This is a genomic window from Nocardioides epinepheli (assembly GCF_037936805.1).
Classification (GTDB): domain Bacteria; phylum Actinomycetota; class Actinomycetes; order Propionibacteriales; family Nocardioidaceae; genus Nocardioides.
In genome coordinates this window covers 103,419-119,508 of the sequence record NZ_JBBMMC010000001.1, presented here as the reverse complement: position 1 = coordinate 119,508, position 16,090 = coordinate 103,419, and the positions used below count along the sequence as shown (strand labels likewise).

Below are 16,090 nucleotides of genomic sequence, written 5' to 3'. Positions count from 1 at the left end.
CGGGAGTAGTCGGGGCGCTCACTCGGCCAGGTCGCGGCGCTCCTCGGCGGTGAACGCCGGGAGCGGCGCGGAGGCGTCGGTCATCCGCGCCGCCCGCATCGCGCGGATCTTCTCGCCGTTCTTCGTCATCGCCTCGCGGCTGCGGCCGCGGCCGTAGGTGAGGGAGTGGTCGGCCGAGACGCCGAGCGACGTGCCGACCTCGACGGCGTCCTGGTCGGCGCCCATGTACATGAACTGCCACGCGTAGTCGTTCGACTGCTGCTCGACCAGCGCCTTGATCGCCGGGTGGGTCCACTCCTGGCTGGCGTTCTCCAGGCCGTCGGTCATGATCGCGACGATGACGGTGCCGGGGCGCTGGTCCTCGGGGAGTGCGGCCAGGCGCGCGCCGGCGTCGGTGACCAGACGGCCGATCGCATCGAGCAGCGCGGTGCTGCCGCGCGGGACCAGCGCGAGCGGCGGGACGTCGGCGACGTCGAGGTCGCGGTAGACCTCCTCGTAGACGTTGTCGAACTGGGCCAGGGTGACCCGGCAGCTGCCCGGCGCCGCGCGCTGCTCGTCGAGGAAGGCGGCGAACCCGCCCTCGGTGTCGGTCTTGATCGACTGCATCGACCCGCTGCGGTCGAGCAGGAAGTAGACGTGGGTGAGGGTCTGGTCGGTCATCAGGTGCTTCCCTTCGTGGGCCGGCGGGCCTTGAACCGCAGGGGTGCTGCGGCCGGCCTCGCCGGAGGAGTGGTGCCGGTCTCGGCGTCGTAGCGAGCCCGTTCGACGGCCGCGGCGGTGACCCGGCCCTCGTCGTTGGCGTAGGGCGCGAGCGCGGCGGTGCGAGCCAGGCGCGGGCCGACGGCGTTCTCGGAGAGCCCGGCGCGCTGGCCGGCCGCCCGCAGCGAGGTCCCGCCCTCGACGACGGCGGCGGCCATGGTCTCGTCGATGAGCTCGGTCAGTCGCTCGGCCGCCATCCGCAGGTGGGGGAGCGCCTCCTCGGCCCGCAGCCCGACCGCCTCGTCGAGCGCGGCATAGACGCCGGCGAAGTCGCGTCGCTGTCTCGTCATGCCCTCCAGATTGCCGCAGTAAGTGCGGATACGCAAGTAGTGCGGGTTCGGAGTTGCTGCGGACTTTTGCGATAGTCCCGGCCGAACGGGTTGCCAGAGCCCCCGGAAAAGGACCCAAACGGCCGGGACTATCCCGACGCCGGAGCCCCACCAGGGATGAGAGCGGGCCCGAAATTGGTTAGTGAGGGTGAGGATGCTGACCTACGCTGAAGGACATATGACGAACCACGCACCTGACTTCACCCTCGACGCCGAGCTCGACGAGACCGCCGACTGGGACGACGCCGACCGGCTCGAGAGCGACGACCAAGCCCCCGTCGACGACTTCGTCTCGGGATACGCCGACCAGCCCGACCCCGAGGACGATCCCACCGTCGGGGCGATGGAGCTCGCCGAGCGCCACCAGCTGCGGCGCGTCGCGAGCCTGCGCACCGAGCTCGAGGACATCACCGAGGTCGAGTACCGCCAGCTCCGCCTGGAGCGCGTCGTGCTCGTGGGCGTGTGGACCGACGGCACCGTCGAGGACGCCGAGAACTCCATGGCCGAGCTCGCCCTGCTCGCCGAGACCGCCGGGTCGGAGGTGCTGGAGGCGATCTACCAGCGCCGTCAGACGCCGGACCCGGCCACCTACATCGGCCGCGGCAAGGTCGAGGGGCTGGCCGAGATCGTGGCGGCCACCGGCGCCGACACCGTGATCTGCGACGGCGAGCTCGCGCCCAGCCAGCTGCGCAACCTCGAGGACCGGGTCAAGGTGAAGGTCGTCGACCGCACCGCCCTGATCCTCGACATCTTCGCCCAGCACGCCAAGTCCCGCGAGGGCCAGGCGCAGGTCGAGCTGGCCCAGCTGCAGTACATGAAGCAGCGGCTGCGCGGCTGGGGCGGCAACCTGTCGCGCCAGGCCGGTGGCCGGGTCGGCGCCGACGGCGGCGGCATCGGCGGTCGCGGCCCCGGTGAGACCAAGATCGAGACCGACCGGCGACGGATCAACGACAAGATCGCCAAGCTGCGTCGCGAGCTCAAGCACATGAAGGGCACCCGCGACACCAAGCGGGCCGACCGCAACCGCCACCAGATCCCCAGCGTCGCGATCGCCGGCTACACCAACGCCGGCAAGTCCTCGCTGCTCAACCGGCTCACCGGCGCCGGCGTCCTGGTCGAGGACGCACTGTTCGCCACCCTCGACCCCACCACCCGGCGCACCACCACCGCCGACGGCCGCGTCTACACGATGAGCGACACCGTCGGCTTCGTGCGGCACCTTCCCCACCAGCTCATCGAGGCGTTCCGCTCGACGCTGGAGGAGGTGGCCGACTCCGACCTGATCGTCCACGTCGTCGACGGGTCGCACCCCGACCCCGAGGGCCAGCTGTCCGCGGTGCGCGGGGTGCTCGCCGACATCGAGGCCGCCGACGTCCCCGAGATCGTCGTCATCAACAAGGCCGACGCCGCCGACCCGCTCGTGCTCGCCCGCCTGCGTCAGCACGAGCCGCACTCGGTCGTGGTCAGCGCCCGCACCGGCGAGGGGATCGAGGAGGCACTCGCGCTCATCGAGGCCGACCTGCCCAGGCCCGGCGTCGAGTTCGACGTGCTGCTGCCCTACGAGCGCGGCGACCTGGTCAACTGGCTGCACCAGCACGGGGAGATCGAGGAGCTCGAGCACACCGGTGAGGGCACCCGGGTCCGAGGCCGGGCGAACGCGGACCTCGCGAACGAGCTGGCCGCCTACGCCGTCTGACCGGCGGGCCCGTTCGCTCAGCCCGGCCACCGGCTCAGAACGACAGCAGGCAGCCGACGATCCCGCCGACCATGAGGCCCGCCGGCAGCAGGAGCGGCGCGGTCGGTGTGAGGTCGACGACCTCGCCCGGACGGGCCCGGAAGTGCCGGCCGAGCATGACGGCCCATGCCGCCAACCAGCCGAGCGCCGCCACGGCCGCCCACGCCACGATCGCCCAGCGCTGGGGCCGCGTCATCAGTCCCATCGCGCCGAACAGCAGCGGCCCGAACCAGAAGACGCACATGCCGACGACGAACCGGAAGCCCGCGTGGGAGTCGGCGTGGGCGCTGCGCCAGAAGTCCCGCACCCTGATCGCTGACACGCCACCAGGCTGTCATGCGGGTTGTCCACAGGCGCGCGGTGGTGGTGGGCCGGGTGGGCCGTCGACGTCGTTAGGGTGCTCTGGTGTCCACGAAGCCTGCCGTCCGCGACGTCCTCGGCGTGGCGGTCGAGGCCCTTGGCGGCGCGGAGCGCGAGGGCCAGGTGGTCATGGCCGAGGCGGTCTCGTCGGCCTTCGCCGACGAGCGCCACCTACTCGTGCAGGCCGGCACCGGCACCGGCAAGTCGCTGGCCTACCTCGTGCCCGCACTTGTACACGACAAGCGGGTCGTGGTGGCCACCGCGACCCTCGCGCTCCAGCACCAGCTCGTCGAGCGCGACCTGCCGCGGCTCGTCGAAGCCGTCGACGACGTCGCCGGGCTCGACACCTCCTACGCCGTGCTCAAGGGCCGGTCCAACTACGCCTGCCTGCACCGCATCCGCGAGGGGGTGCCCGACGACCAGGGCGTGCTGGTCGACGTCCCGCAGGGCTCGATGGCCAGCAAGGTGCTCGAGCTACGCGAGTGGGCCGAGAAGCAGGCGGAGTCCAAGGGCTCGGGGGAGCGCGACAGCGCCCCGCGGCACACCGACCGGGAGTGGCGCCAGGTCAGCGTGGGCCACCGCGACTGCCTCGGCGCCCAGCGTTGTCCGTTCGGGCAGGAGTGCTTTGCCGAGCTGGCCCGGGAGAAGGCGCACCGCTCGCACCTGATCATCACCAACCACTCGCTGCTCGCGATCGACGCCATCGAAGGCGTGCCGATGATCCCCGACTACGACGTCGCGGTGATCGACGAGGCGCACGAGCTCGTCGCGCGAGTCACCCAGGCCGCCACCGACGAGCTCGGTGCCGCCGACGTCGAGCGGGCGGCCCGCCGCTCCCAGCGGCACGTCGAGGGCACCGAGGCCGACGACCTCACCGACGCCGCCGACGCCCTGCGCGACGCCATGGGCGAGGCGCGTCCGGGACGGTTCGACGCGATGCCCGAGGACCTCGCCGACGCGCTCGCACTGGTCCGTGACGCCGCCCGCGCCTGTCTGTCGGCCTATCCCAAGACCAAGCCGGGTGACGACGCCGACGCCGGCCTCACCCAGGCGCGGGGCTCGGTGCAGGAGGTGTTCGTCACCGCCGAGCGGATGGCCGCCGGGTCCGCCGACGACGTCCTCTGGCTCACCGAGGGCGGGGACCGGATGCCGCCGCGGCTGTGCGTCGCGCCGCTGGAGGTGTGGGCGCCGATGAGGGACAAGCTGCTCACCGACAAGACGGTCGTGATGACCTCGGCGACCCTCATGCTCGGCGGCGACTTCTCCTCGGTCGCCACCAGCGTCGGGCTCAAGCCCACCGAACGCTCCGAACGGGCCGCGAGCGGTCCCGAGCGCACCGAGGACGTGCTGCCGTGGGTCGGCCTCGACGTAGGCTCCCCGTTCGACTACGGCCGCCAAGCCATCCTCTACGTCGCCCGCCACCTGCCCGCCCCGGGGCGCGACGGGCTGACCAAGGTCCAGTTCGACGAGATCGTCGAGCTCGTCGACGCCGCCGAGGGCCGCACGCTCGGGCTGTTCTCCAGCCGTCGGGCGGCCGAGGCCGCCGCCGAGGAGGTGCGCACCCGCCTGCCCCACCTGACCACCCTGGCGCAGGGTGAGGCGCAGCTGCCCGAGCTGGCCGCCCAGTTCGTCGGCGATCCGCACACCTGCCTGTTCGGCACCCTGAGCCTGTGGCAGGGCCTCGACGTCCCGGGCGACACCTGTCAGCTCGTGCTGATCGACCGGATCCCGTTCCCGCGGCCCGACGACCCGCTGATGAGCGCCAGGCAGAAGGCCGCCGACCGGGCCGGCGGCAACGGGTTCATGCAGGTGGCGGCCACCCATGCCGCGCTGCTCCTCGCCCAGGGGGCGGGACGGTTGATCCGCACCACCACCGACCGCGGCGTCGTCGCCGTCCTCGACCCTCGACTGGCGACTGCCCGCTACGGCAGCTTCCTCAAGGCGAGCCTGCCGCCCATGTGGACGACGACCGACCCGGCCGTCGTCCGCAAGGCACTGGCCCGACTCGCGGCCGACGCCGGCTGAACCGGGCCGAAATGCGGCGGATGCCCGCCCCACCTCTGTGAGGTGAGACGGGCATCCGGGATGCCGTGCGCGAGACCTCGGTCAGCGGCGCAGGGCGGTGGCGGTGAACCGCTGGACGAGACGGTTGTCGAGCGGCGTGCCCTGGCAGGAGAAGCCCGTGCGCTGCCAGCACTTGAACCGGCCGCTGCCGTTGACGAGGGTGACCTCGAGCTTCTTGACCTTGTTGTTGAACGGCACGACGCGAACTCCGTCGCCCTGACGGTTCAGCTTGACACGGACGGTGCGGACCTTGCCGGACTTGGCCGTCGTGGTGACCAGCGCGTAGGCGCCGGTGGCCTTCCGGCTGAGGTTGAACTTCAGGCGGACCTTGGCCTTCTTGCCCATCTTGCCCTTGGGCTGGACGACGACCGTGCGGGTGGTCAGGTGGTTGAGCGTGGCCTGGTGGCCGCGGGTCTTGCCCTTGGCCAGCTTGATCCGCTTGGCGGGCGCGGTCGGGTACTTGTTGGCCCGGCCCTCGTCGTAGGCCTTGGCCGGACGGCGGTTCGCGACGGCGTAGGCGCCGAGCATCGCTGCGCCGGTGGTCTTCTTCTTCTTCAGCACCGCGTTGACGGCCTGCCAGGAGTACATGTCGGGCGCACCTGGCGTGGAGTCAGCCTTCTTCCAGATGTCGAGCACCAGCTTCGGCAGCACACCCTTCTTGCCCCGGTACTTCTCGGTGAGGAACCGGAAGAAGCTCCAGGTGCCGTAGTGGAAGCCGGTGCTCGGGTTGAAGGTGTCCAACGGGATGCCGGGGTTGCGCATCTGGCTGGTGCGCAGGTACTGCAGGTTGTCGTCGACGTTGTCGTAGAGCTCGTCCTCGACCCAGGCCGCGGTGGCCTCCATCAGCCAGGCGTCCTCGTAGGCGTCGTAGGCGAACTGGATCGCGTGAAAGTACTCGTGCGCCGCGGTGACCTGGCGGTTCTCCAACGGCGTGTTGGTCGGGAACTCCTCGGCACTGAAGTCGTTGTCGAGCGCGCAGTAGGCCCAGCGGTCGTAGCGGGAGGTGCTCTTGTTCGGGTCGTCGGAGGTGCAGTAGCCGTAGATGCCGAGGTTCCCGATGTTGCCGAGGTAGACGTCGATCTTGCTGTTGCCGCCACGGTTGCCGTCGGCCTTCGGCGCGCGGTAGCCCGAGGCGATGAAGTTGTTGTGGACGTCGGACAGCGTGGTCAGCGTCTCGTTGACCTGGGCAGGCGTGGAGGCGTTGGCGCCTTCGGTGACGTAATGGACGCACAAGGTGGCGTTGCAGACCGGCGGGGCCTCATCGACGTTGCCGTAGTTGAGGTAGCCGTCGCCGCCCGGGCTGGTGGGACGGGCCAGGATCCGGTCGGCCGCCTCGCGCTCGGCGCCGGTGAGCGCGTCGCGGGTGGCGAACAGATCGCGCAACGCCATGGTCGCGTCGCGGCCGGCCGCGCCGTCGGTGCGGATCTCCTGCGCCTCGCGCAGTGCGTCGGTCGCTGCCCGGCGCTCGCCGCCGGCGGCGGGCGCCTTGCCGGGATCGGCGACGCGGGCCGAGGCGCTCGGGCCGGCGAAGGCCGCGAGCATGCCGAGAACCAGGGCGCCGACGGCGCCGAGGGCTACCAGCCCGCGAACAGCCCGTAGCCGGGTCAAGGGGAGGGGATGAATGCGCACGCGCATCAGGGCTCCGATCAGATAGGGAGACCACACCGTAACTCCCGGTGCCGACATCGTGCCGCGCGCCCGGCCGTCGAGCCGGACCCGCATCCTCCCCGGAGGTCTCAGACCTTGCGCAGGACGGCGGTGACGATGCCCAGGATGGTCGCCGAACTGCCGTCGATCGGCTCGAAAGCCGGGTTGTGGGGGAGCAGCCAGACCTCGCCGTCCTTGCGCTGGAGGGTCTTGACCGTGGCCTCTCCGTCGAGGAGGGCGGCCACGATCTCGCCGTTCTCCGCGGTCTGTGCCTGGCGGACCACGACGTAGTCGCCGTCGCAGATCGCCGCCTCGATCATCGACTCGCCCGAGACCTCGAGCATGAACAGCTGACCGTCACCCACGAGCTGGCGCGGGAGCGGGAAGACGTCGTCGTAGGTCTCCTCGGCGAGGATCGGCCCACCCGCCGCGATCCGGCCGAGCAGCGGAACATGGGTGGGCGGGGTGGCCGCGTCGCCGATCCCGGTCTCGTCGAACGAGCTCTCCTCCGCCGCGCCGAGCGAACGTCGGGCAGCCATGACCTCGGGAAGGAAGACCTCCAGGGCGCGGGGACGGTTGGGGTCGCGCTTGATGAACCCCTTCTGCTCCAGGGTGCGCAGCTGGTGGGCGACGCTCGAGGTGCTCAGCAGCCCCACGGACTCCCCGATCTCGCGCATGCTCGGTGGGTAGCCGCGCCGCTCGATGCTGTCCTTGATGGTCGCCAGGACGCGCTGCTGGCGCGGAGTCAGGCCGGTGGCGTCGGCCGGACCGTCGGGAAGCTCGGCGACCTTCGACGGGTTGTCCGGCGAGTTCTTGGGGGTGCGAGGCATGTCGGCCAGCGTGCCACCGATCGAGGCGGAGTTCAAACAGGTGTTCGAACGGCGTGTCGGAGGGTGCACGACCGGCGAGGGATGAACGCGTGTTCGAGCGAGGCCTTGCATTGTTCGAACACCTGATCTAGTCTCGCTCAGGTGTTCGATCGAATGTCTGATCGAACCATCGGTTTGGCCGCCGCGACGTGCGGCCCGAGTGTCGGTGGTCGCCATTAGACATCGGTTCGCACCCACTTCCCCAGGAGGCACCAGATGAGCACCACCCTCGACACCTTCGACACCCTCGACAGGGCCGACGTCCGCGAGGAGTATGTGCCGGTCTACCGGCTCACGCGGCGCGGCCGCCTCGTGCTGTTCGCGCTGGCGTTCCTGGTCCTGCTCGCGATCGGCGTGGTGTTCGCGAGCAACTCCATGGCCACCGCCGAGCCGCAGGCCACCGAGACCGTCGTCGTGGCGCCGGGCGAGACGCTGTGGAGCATCGCCTCCGACGTGGCCGAGGGTGACGACGTCCGCGAGATGATGAGCTATCTCGTCGACCTCAACGACCTGCCCGACGTCACTCTCGACGCCGGTCAGCAGCTGATCGTCCCGGCCGGCTGAGGCGGCCCGGGCCAACCAGACGTCGTCCGCCGCTTCGACCCCGGCGGACGCGGACGGGGAAGAGGCCGGAGGTGGAGCCGCGGGAAGACGGCTCCACCTCCGGTTCGTTCTTTTTCGGCACCTCCGACGTGCCCGGGACCGACCTTGCCGGCGTTTCGAGGTCGGTCGCGAGGTTTCGTCTGCGCCGGTCGGGCTCGTTCCTCGCCCTCCCGGCTTGCTCAACCTCCGGCGGCTTCGCCGCAGTTCCTGCGGCCGGAGGTTGAGCAAGCGAGCGCCAACTGTTCTGTACCGCGAGCGACGACGAAAGCCCGGCACCCGTGCCTGCCGGCGTCTGCTCGACCTCCGACTGCTCGGTCACCCGCCGATGATCGAGCCCAGGTCGGTCGGGTCTCCGCCTCCGGCGCTGATGGCGAGCGCGGCGAGGGTCAGTACGACCGCGACCACGAGCAGTACCAGGCCGGCGAGCACCACGTAGTCGCGCCAGGGGCTGCGTCCGGTCTGGAGGTTCACGTGCTCCAGATGCTCGGCGCGCGCGGACTTGGCGGTCGCGGCCGCCGAACGGCCGCCGACCGCGGTCGTCCAGCCGCAGGCGCAGCCGGCGAAGCGAACCCACCTGCCCTCGCGCTGGGCGGCGGCGCTGATCGAACGCGGATGCTAGTAGCGCGCGGCGGCACGCGGGCGGAAGAACGACGAGGGGGACTGACGCGGGTGCGCGGCGACCAGGTGCTCGAGCCGTACCCTCGCCGCAGCGGCGAGCGCCCCGGCCTCTGCGGACTCCTCCGACTCCCCGGTCCACCCGCACGAGCACGCGCAGGTGGTGCGGTAGAGGCCGTCGAGCACGCTGGCCCCCGTCACCTGGACCTCGTGCTTGGCCACGCTCACTCCGGAGGGGATGCTCGCCGACTCGTCGTCGGGCCGGTGGGCCCTCCAGCCTAGGAGCCGAACCGGGCGTGGGTGATGCGAATCGCCGAATCCGCCTCCAGCGGCTCAGCGGGCGGCGCGGCGCCCACCCGGGCCGCGCGGCGGAGCCGATGCCTCCGGGTCCCCGGTCGGTTGCTCGGCGGGCTCGTGGGGCGCGATGAGCCCGATCGAACGGCCGATGCGGGCCAGGAGGATGAGCGCCACGAACAGGCAGGCCACCGCTCCGGCAGCAGCGAGGGCTAGGAACCACCAGGCCGTGTCGTCGCCGCCACGGGCGGTGGTGCCGAAGTCGATCGCGGCATAGACCAGGTAGCCCCAGGCGACGAATGCGGCGGTCACGCCGAGGGCCAGAGCCAGCAGGGCGGGCCGGAACCGTCGTTTCGCCCGCGCGCCCGCCCGCTTTCCCTGTGCCACACCGACATTGTGCGTGACGAGTGGTTCCGCCGGGCCCGCGGGCGCCGACACGCCGACCGAGACCGATTCTTCGCCTCCGCTCGCTGCGGGCTAGGGCCCGCTGACCTGCGCGTTCGGTGCGACGGTGGGCGACCTGTCCGGACCGGCCGTGAAAAGGTTCCGCGACAGGTTGCGCCCGGTGCTCAGCCCGCGTACGGTTCACACCACATCTAGTAGTTACAACGATGTAGTTATCCACATCTAGTTCACACCGAGATGCGGAAGACCCACATCGCCTGCGGTGTTCTCCCCAGGAGAAGCCGAGTTTTCCACAACCGTCCCGAGGTCCCAGCGGGGTCGCTTCGACGTGCCCGAGAGGAGTTCCCATGCACTGCCCCTACTGCCGCGGCACTGACACCCGGGTACTCGACTCGCGGGTCGCCGAGGACGGGGCGTCGATCCGGCGTCGCCGTACGTGCTCCTCATGCGAGCGCCGGTTCACCACCGTGGAGCTGATGCAGCTCTCGATCCTCAAGCGCTCGGGCGCGACCGAGCCGTTCCAACGCGACAAGGCCGTCGCCGGTGTCCGCAAGGCCTGCAAGGGGCGCCCGGTCACCGACGCGCAGCTGGCCTGCCTCGGCCAAGAGGTCGAGGACGCCCTCCGGCTCACCGGAGCCGCAGAGGTCCCCGCCCACGAGGTGGGGTTGGCGATCCTCGGTCCGCTGAAGGTCCTCGACGAGGTCGCCTACCTCCGATTCGCCAGCGTCTACCGCTCCTTCGAGTCCGCCGACGACTTCATCGAGGAGATCGCGGCGATGCACGCCGATGCGGCGAGTCGCACCCCTCATCCGGCCCCGACCGGCTGACCACAGACCGCCCGGCAGGTAGTGGGGAAGCTGCCTGCCGGGCGCACCATCTCGACCCTTCTCCCTCTCGCATGCTGCGCTGGCACGGCCGGCGCGGACTCGACCAGAACGCCGGACCGCCGACCGGGAAATGTCGGTGGTCCGCGCCAGACTTGAAGCAGCCCGCAGCACCCCTCAGCACCAAGATCAACAGCACCGATCAACAGCACCGAATCGGCACCGACGAAGGAGACGACCCCTATGACCGAGACCGCGAGCGGCGCAGCCACGGGCACCACCGGCACCACCGGGCCCGCCGGCACCGAGCGCACGGGGCTCACCCTCGAGCGCGTCTTCAGCACGCCCGGGGTCCACCCCTACGACGAGGTCACCTGGGAGCGTCGCGACGTCGTCCAGACCAACTGGAAGACCGGCGAGACCGTCTTCGAGCAGCGCGGTGTCGAGTTCCCGGCGTCGTGGTCGCTCAACGCCTCCACGATCGTCACCACCAAGTACTTCCGCGGCGCCCTGGGCACCGAGCAGCGCGAGCAGAGCCTGCGTCAGCTGATCGACCGGATCGTGAAGACCTACACCGCCGCGGGCGTCGAGCACGGCTACTTCGCCACCGACGCCGATGCCGAGATCTTCGAGCACGAGCTCACCTGGCTGCTGGTCAACCAGTACTTCTCCTTCAACTCCCCGGTGTGGTTCAACGTCGGCACCGCCTCGCCGCAGCAGGTCTCGGCGTGCTTCATCCTCTCCGTCGACGACTCGATGGACTCGATCCTCAACTGGTACAAGGAGGAGGGGTTCATCTTCAAGGGCGGCTCCGGGGCCGGCCTCAACCTCTCGCGTATCCGCTCCTCCAAGGAGCTGCTCTCCTCCGGCGGCACCGCCTCCGGCCCGGTCTCCTTCATGCGCGGTGCCGACGCCTCGGCCGGCACCATCAAGTCCGGTGGCGCCACCCGCCGCGCGGCGAAGATGGTCGTCCTCGACGTCGACCACCCCGACATCGTGGAGTTCGTCGAGACCAAGGCCAAGGAGGAGGACAAGATCCGCGCCCTGCGCGACGCCGGCTTCGACATGGACCTCGGCGGCGCCGACATCACCTCGGTGCAGTACCAGAACGCCAACAACTCCGTGCGCGTCTCCGATGAGTTCATGCGCGCGGTCGAGGACGGCACCGACTTCGCCCTGCGCGGCCGCAAGAACGGCGAGGAGATCGAGCGGGTCGACGCGCGCGAGCTGTTCCGCAAGATCAGCGAGGCCGCCTGGGCCTGCGCCGACCCCGGTCTGCAGTACGACGACACGATCAACGACTGGCACACCAACCCCGAGACCGGTCGGATCACCGCGTCCAACCCGTGCTCGGAGTACATGTCGCTCGACAACTCCTCGTGCAACCTGGCCTCGTTGAACCTGCTGAAGTTCCTCAAGGACGATGACACCTTCGACGCCGCGTTGTTCGCCAAGGCCGTGGAGTTCATCATCACCGCGATGGACATCTCCATCTGCTTCGCCGACTTCCCGACCGAGCCGATCGGCGAGACCACCCGCAACTACCGCCAGCTCGGCATCGGCTACGCCAACCTCGGCGCGCTGCTGATGGCGATGGGTCTGGGCTACGACTCCGACGGCGGCCGCGCGATGGCGGCCACGATCACCTCGCTGATGACCGGCCAGTCCTACAAGCGCTCGGCCGAGCTCGCCGAGGTCGTCGGCCCCTACGCCGGCTACGCCCGCAACGCCGACGCCCACCAGCGCGTGATGCGCAAGCACCAGGCCGCCAACGACACGATCCGCACCCTCGCGATCGCCGACGGCCAGGTCCACAAGCTGGCCACCCAGGCCTGGGCAGACGTGCAGCGGCTCGGTGCCGAGCACGGCTTCCGCAACGCGCAGGCCTCCGTGCTCGCGCCCACCGGCACCATCGGCTTCATGATGGACTGCGACACCACCGGCATCGAGCCCGACTTCTCCCTGGTGAAGTTCAAGAAGCTCGTCGGCGGCGGCTCTATGCAGATCGTCAACCAGACCATCCCGCGGGCCCTGAAGAAGCTCGGCTACCAGCCCGAGCAGATCGAGGCGATCGTCGCCTACATCGCCGAGCACGGCCACGTGATCGACGCCCCCGGCCTGCGCACCGAGCACTACGAGGTCTTCGACACCGCGATGGGCGCGCGCGCCCTCAAGCCGATGGGCCACGTGCGGATGATGGCGGCCGCCCAGCCGTTCCTGTCCGGCGCGATCTCCAAGACGGTCAACCTGCCCGAGACGGCCACGGTCGAGGAGATCGAGGACGTCTACCTGCAGTCGTGGAAGCTCGGCCTCAAGGCCACCGCGGTCTACCGCGACAACTGCAAGGTCGGCCAGCCGCTGGCCGACGCGAAGGCCAAGAAGGCCGACGCCGAGGCGAGCGACGGCGCCGCCGAGGTCGTGGAGAAGGTCGTGGAGAAGGTCGTCTACGCCCCCACCCGCAAGCGGCTGCCGAAGTCGCGCAAGTCGCTCACGACGTCCTTCACCGTCGGCGGCGCCGAGGGCTACATGACCTCCGGCGCCCACGACGACGGCGAGCTCGGCGAGGTCTTCCTCAAGCTCGGCAAGCAGGGCTCCACCCTGGCCGGCGTGATGGACGCCTTCTCGATCGCGGTCTCGATCGGCCTGCAGTACGGCGTCCCGCTGGAGACCTACGTCTCGAAGTTCACCAACCTGCGCTTCGAGCCGGCCGGCCTCACCGACGACCCCGACGTCCGGATGGCGCAGTCGATCATGGACTACGTCTTCCGTCGCCTCGCGCTGGACTACCTCGACTTCGACGCACGCTCGATGCTCGGCATCTACTCCGCCGAGGAGCGCCAGCGCCACCTCGAGACCGGCTCCTACGAGCTGCCCGCCGAGGAGACCGGCAACGCCTCCGAGCTCATCGACTCCCCGCGCGCTGCCACGGTGGTCGAGGCCGACCTCGAGGACGCCGAGACCGACGACATCGAGGACGCCGACGTGGTCGAGGGCACCAAGTCCGACACCCGCGGCGCCCACACCAGCGCCGAGCTCCTCGAGCAGCTCACCGGCACCGCCGTCGACTCCCCGCTGTGCATGACCTGCGGCACCAAGATGCGCCCCGCCGGCTCCTGCTACGTCTGCGAGGGCTGCGGCAGCACCAGCGGCTGCAGCTGAGAGCGAGCCATATTCGCATCAGAGATGCAACAGGCCCGCTGCGCTCCGGTTCACGCCGGAGGGCAGCGGGCCTCGCTCGTTACTCAGCCTGTGATGGCTCCACGTGCATGTGCGCAGCGGTGCTCTCGTGAGCTGCTGAGGCAAGGACGTCAGGCGCGCGGCGTCCAGTCCAGCCAGCGTTCCCACCACAGCCGACCGGCGTCGAGGTCGGCCTCGACTCGGGCCGCGGCGGCGAGCACGTCGAGCACGGTGCGCTCGTCGATACGACCCTCGGTGCGTTGGTGGTGGAGGTCGGTGACGTCCTTCCAGCTGCGGCGGCCGTCCGAGCCGACGACGAGGTCCAGGCCGTAGTCGTCGGTGTCGATGTGGGCCGGACCGCGCACCACAGGCGCCTCGAAGTTCACGTACCAGTGCCGTAGCGTGCCGTCGGCCTCGAACATCTTCCACACGCTGTACAGGTCGCCGGTGCGGTACAGCTGCAACACGATCGAGCCGCCCCACGCCCGGTGCTGCGCCCAGGGATGGACGCCGAACGGGTGCCGCGGGAAGGTGAACGGCGAGCCCGGGTCGAGACGGACGGCGAGGTGCTCGCCGTCGTCGTCGACGACGGTGACCGGGTGGGTGAGCCAGAGCTCCCCGTGGAGGACCTCGCGACGTTCGATGCTCGCTCCGGGCTCGAAGCTCACGAGTCGCGCTCCAGGTGCGCGGCCAGCGAGCGCATCGAGGCGAGGAACGCCGACTCCAGATCGACGTCGTAGGCCTCAGCCAGGGTCAGCACGCACCACAGGCAGTCGGCGAGCTCGTGGGCCAGCGCCTCGTCGAGGTCGTCGCGGGGACGCACCCCGGCTTTCCCCTGCACGAGCTTGGCCAGGTCGCCGACGTCGCCCAGGAAGCCGAGCATGATCTCCTCGGTCGTCCAGGAGCGGCCATAGCTCTCGCGCTCGGCCTCCGCGTAGCGTCGTCGGACGTCGCGGGCGGCGGCCTGGAGGTCGGCGAACTCCACGATCTGCTCCTCGGGTCGGGGTCGACCTCGAACCCTACGGAAGGGACCGCCGCTCGACGCCGCGGAGGGGTTTGTCGGTGCCAGGGTGCACAGTGGACCCATGTCCACCCGACCCGAGCTAGTGCGCGCGAACGCGGTGTTCGTGACGCCGCGGCTGCTGGTCGGGGGAGACCTCGACCACGACGACGAGACCGCCGAGGCCCAGCTCGCCGAGCTGGTCGAGGCCGGGCTCACTCATCTCGTCGATGCCCGGGTCGAGGCCGACGACCGCGAGTTCGTGGCCCAGCGGGCGCCGCAGGTCGACTACTTGTGGCACGGCATGGACGACGCCGGACAGCGCGTTCCCGCGTCCTGGTTCGAGGCGGCGGTCGAGTGGGTCCTCGAGGCACTGGCGGACCCCGACGCCGTCGTGCTCACGCACTGTCACATGGGCATCAACCGCGGCCCGTCCCTCGGCTACGCCGTGCTGCTGGCCCAGGGGCTCGACCCGGTGGCGGCGATCGCCGCGATCCGGGAGGTGCGGCCGATCGCGGCGGTCGCCTATGCCGAGGACGCCCTGCGGTGGCATCACCACCGCAGCGCGACCCCGGCCGCCGAACGGCGCCACGACCGAGCCCGGCTCAGGGCTTGGCGGCGCGACCATCCGCTCGACGTGGTGCGGATCATCGCCCGGCAGCGCAGCCTCGGGTACTGACCCGAGTGCAGGTCACTGCTGGTGGTTCTTCGGAGCGGCCGGCTTGGCGGGCGGGGTGAAGCCCGAACCGCTCGGCACGAACAGCACCGAGACCTCGCGGCCGAGGATGAAGCTCCCGCCGCCGAAGTTGCGTGCGGTCAGGTCGACGGTGTGCCCGCCGGCGGTCACCGGGACCACCGCGGTCATGGAGCCCGAACCGCCGTTGCCGGCGCTGCTCTCGTCGTAGGCGTACTCGTGGGTTCCGTTGCTGAGCTGGGTGCCGTCCAGGTTGAGGTTGAACTGCAGGCCGCCGATGCCGGGGATGGTGACGTCGTCCTCGGACGACACGGTGCCGGTGATGTAGAGGACGCCGTTGGTCGGCGCGGTGAAGGTCTTCGACACGATCGGGGTGAAGGTACCGGTCGTGAAGTCGTTGATGAACGCCGACTGGGCGGCGCCATAGGCGGCGACCTGCCCGCTCTTGAGGACGCCGTTGAGCGTGCTCTCCTTGACGTCGGCGCCGGTGAGCGAGTCGTTCTTGATGTCGACCCCGGTCAGCGAGCCGTTCTTGACGTCCTTCCCGGTGATGAGTCGGGCGGCCTCGCTGGGCACGCCGAGGGAGACGGTGAGCGCGGCGACGCCGCAGGCGAGCCCGAGCCCTCCGGCGGTGAGGCGGCGGCGCCGGCTGGTTCGGGAGGTCGCGTGTGTGGTCATGGTGGCTCCTGTTCGTAGGCGAGCGGATGCTCGCGAC

Annotated in this window: 17 protein-coding genes; 6 read left to right on the top strand and 11 right to left on the bottom strand. The window is 70.5% G+C overall.

Going from position 1 to position 16,090, the window contains the following annotated elements:
* Positions 1-18 precede the first annotated feature (18 nt).
* Positions 19-660 (bottom strand): vWA domain-containing protein, encoded by a 642-nt coding sequence (locus WMR31_RS00535; RefSeq protein ID WP_340536811.1) that lies wholly within the window; start codon positions 658-660, stop codon positions 19-21.
* Positions 660-1,049, bottom strand: coding sequence for a hypothetical protein (locus WMR31_RS00530; protein ID WP_340536810.1), 390 nt, complete (start codon positions 1,047-1,049; stop codon positions 660-662). The genes WMR31_RS00535 and WMR31_RS00530 overlap by 1 nt, the downstream gene beginning before the upstream one ends.
* Before the next feature lie 217 nt (positions 1,050-1,266).
* On the opposite strand from WMR31_RS00530, the gene hflX reads away from it, so the two are divergent.
* Complete coding sequence (gene hflX / locus WMR31_RS00525) at positions 1,267-2,784, top strand: GTPase HflX (protein WP_340536809.1); 1,518 nt, start codon at positions 1,267-1,269, stop codon at positions 2,782-2,784.
* Between the two features lie 34 nt (positions 2,785-2,818).
* On the opposite strand, the gene WMR31_RS00520 is transcribed toward hflX, so the two are convergent.
* On the bottom strand, positions 2,819-3,145 hold the full coding sequence (locus WMR31_RS00520) for a hypothetical protein (RefSeq protein ID WP_340536808.1): 327 nt from the start codon (positions 3,143-3,145) through the stop codon (positions 2,819-2,821).
* A gap of 83 nt (positions 3,146-3,228) precedes the next feature.
* On the opposite strand from WMR31_RS00520, the gene WMR31_RS00515 reads away from it, so the two are divergent.
* A complete protein-coding gene (locus WMR31_RS00515) occupies positions 3,229-5,208 on the top strand; it encodes an ATP-dependent DNA helicase (RefSeq protein WP_340536807.1) in 1,980 nt (659 codons plus the stop codon).
* Between the two features lie 81 nt (positions 5,209-5,289).
* On the opposite strand, the gene WMR31_RS00510 is transcribed toward WMR31_RS00515, so the two are convergent.
* Together WMR31_RS00510 and lexA are read right to left on the bottom strand one after the other, a co-directional pair.
* Positions 5,290-6,882 (bottom strand): MXAN_6640 family putative metalloprotease, encoded by a 1,593-nt coding sequence (locus WMR31_RS00510; protein ID WP_340536806.1) that lies wholly within the window; start codon positions 6,880-6,882, stop codon positions 5,290-5,292.
* A 101-nt stretch (positions 6,883-6,983) separates the two neighbouring features.
* Positions 6,984-7,724 (bottom strand): transcriptional repressor LexA, encoded by a 741-nt coding sequence (lexA, locus tag WMR31_RS00505; RefSeq protein ID WP_340536805.1) that lies wholly within the window; start codon positions 7,722-7,724, stop codon positions 6,984-6,986.
* A 255-nt stretch (positions 7,725-7,979) separates the two neighbouring features.
* Here lexA and WMR31_RS00500 point away from each other — a divergent pair, with 255 nt between their 5' ends.
* Complete coding sequence (locus WMR31_RS00500; protein WP_340536804.1) at positions 7,980-8,327, top strand: LysM peptidoglycan-binding domain-containing protein; 348 nt, start codon at positions 7,980-7,982, stop codon at positions 8,325-8,327.
* Between the two features lie 354 nt (positions 8,328-8,681).
* Here the strand turns inward: WMR31_RS00500 and WMR31_RS00495 are convergent, their stop codons facing one another.
* The 3 genes from WMR31_RS00495 to WMR31_RS00485 form a co-directional block, all read right to left on the bottom strand.
* Entirely contained in the window at positions 8,682-8,837 is a 156-nt protein-coding gene (locus tag WMR31_RS00495; protein WP_340536803.1) for a hypothetical protein, read from the bottom strand.
* 144 nt (positions 8,838-8,981) lie between these two features.
* Complete coding sequence (locus WMR31_RS00490; protein WP_340536802.1) at positions 8,982-9,203, bottom strand: hypothetical protein; 222 nt, start codon at positions 9,201-9,203, stop codon at positions 8,982-8,984.
* 111 nt (positions 9,204-9,314) lie between these two features.
* The gene (locus tag WMR31_RS00485; RefSeq protein ID WP_340536801.1) at positions 9,315-9,662 is read right to left on the bottom strand and encodes a hypothetical protein; all 348 of its coding nucleotides are present in this window, start codon (positions 9,660-9,662) and stop codon (positions 9,315-9,317) included.
* Positions 9,663-10,027: 365 nt separating this feature from the next.
* Between WMR31_RS00485 and nrdR the strand changes: the two genes are divergently transcribed.
* Both nrdR and WMR31_RS00475 read left to right on the top strand, forming a co-directional pair.
* Positions 10,028-10,507 (top strand): transcriptional regulator NrdR, encoded by a 480-nt coding sequence (nrdR, locus tag WMR31_RS00480; RefSeq protein ID WP_340536800.1) that lies wholly within the window; start codon positions 10,028-10,030, stop codon positions 10,505-10,507.
* Between the two features lie 240 nt (positions 10,508-10,747).
* A complete protein-coding gene (locus WMR31_RS00475) occupies positions 10,748-13,663 on the top strand; it encodes a vitamin B12-dependent ribonucleotide reductase (RefSeq protein WP_340536799.1) in 2,916 nt (971 codons plus the stop codon).
* 149 nt (positions 13,664-13,812) lie between these two features.
* On the opposite strand, the gene WMR31_RS00470 is transcribed toward WMR31_RS00475, so the two are convergent.
* Both WMR31_RS00470 and WMR31_RS00465 read right to left on the bottom strand, forming a co-directional pair.
* The gene (locus tag WMR31_RS00470; protein WP_340536798.1) at positions 13,813-14,349 is read right to left on the bottom strand and encodes a ribonuclease FAU-1 family protein; all 537 of its coding nucleotides are present in this window, start codon (positions 14,347-14,349) and stop codon (positions 13,813-13,815) included.
* Positions 14,346-14,666 carry a MazG nucleotide pyrophosphohydrolase domain-containing protein gene (locus WMR31_RS00465; RefSeq protein WP_340536797.1) on the bottom strand — a complete coding sequence of 107 codons (321 nt, stop codon included), beginning with the start codon at positions 14,664-14,666 and terminating at the stop codon, positions 14,346-14,348. Before WMR31_RS00465 ends, WMR31_RS00470 begins: the two co-directional genes overlap by 4 nt.
* A gap of 100 nt (positions 14,667-14,766) precedes the next feature.
* Between WMR31_RS00465 and WMR31_RS00460 the strand changes: the two genes are divergently transcribed.
* Positions 14,767-15,360 (top strand): protein-tyrosine phosphatase family protein, encoded by a 594-nt coding sequence (locus tag WMR31_RS00460; RefSeq protein ID WP_340536796.1) that lies wholly within the window; start codon positions 14,767-14,769, stop codon positions 15,358-15,360.
* Between the two features lie 12 nt (positions 15,361-15,372).
* Here the strand turns inward: WMR31_RS00460 and WMR31_RS00455 are convergent, their stop codons facing one another.
* Positions 15,373-16,053, bottom strand: coding sequence for a hypothetical protein (locus tag WMR31_RS00455; protein ID WP_340536795.1), 681 nt, complete (start codon positions 16,051-16,053; stop codon positions 15,373-15,375).
* Between the last annotated feature and the right edge of the window lie 37 nt (positions 16,054-16,090).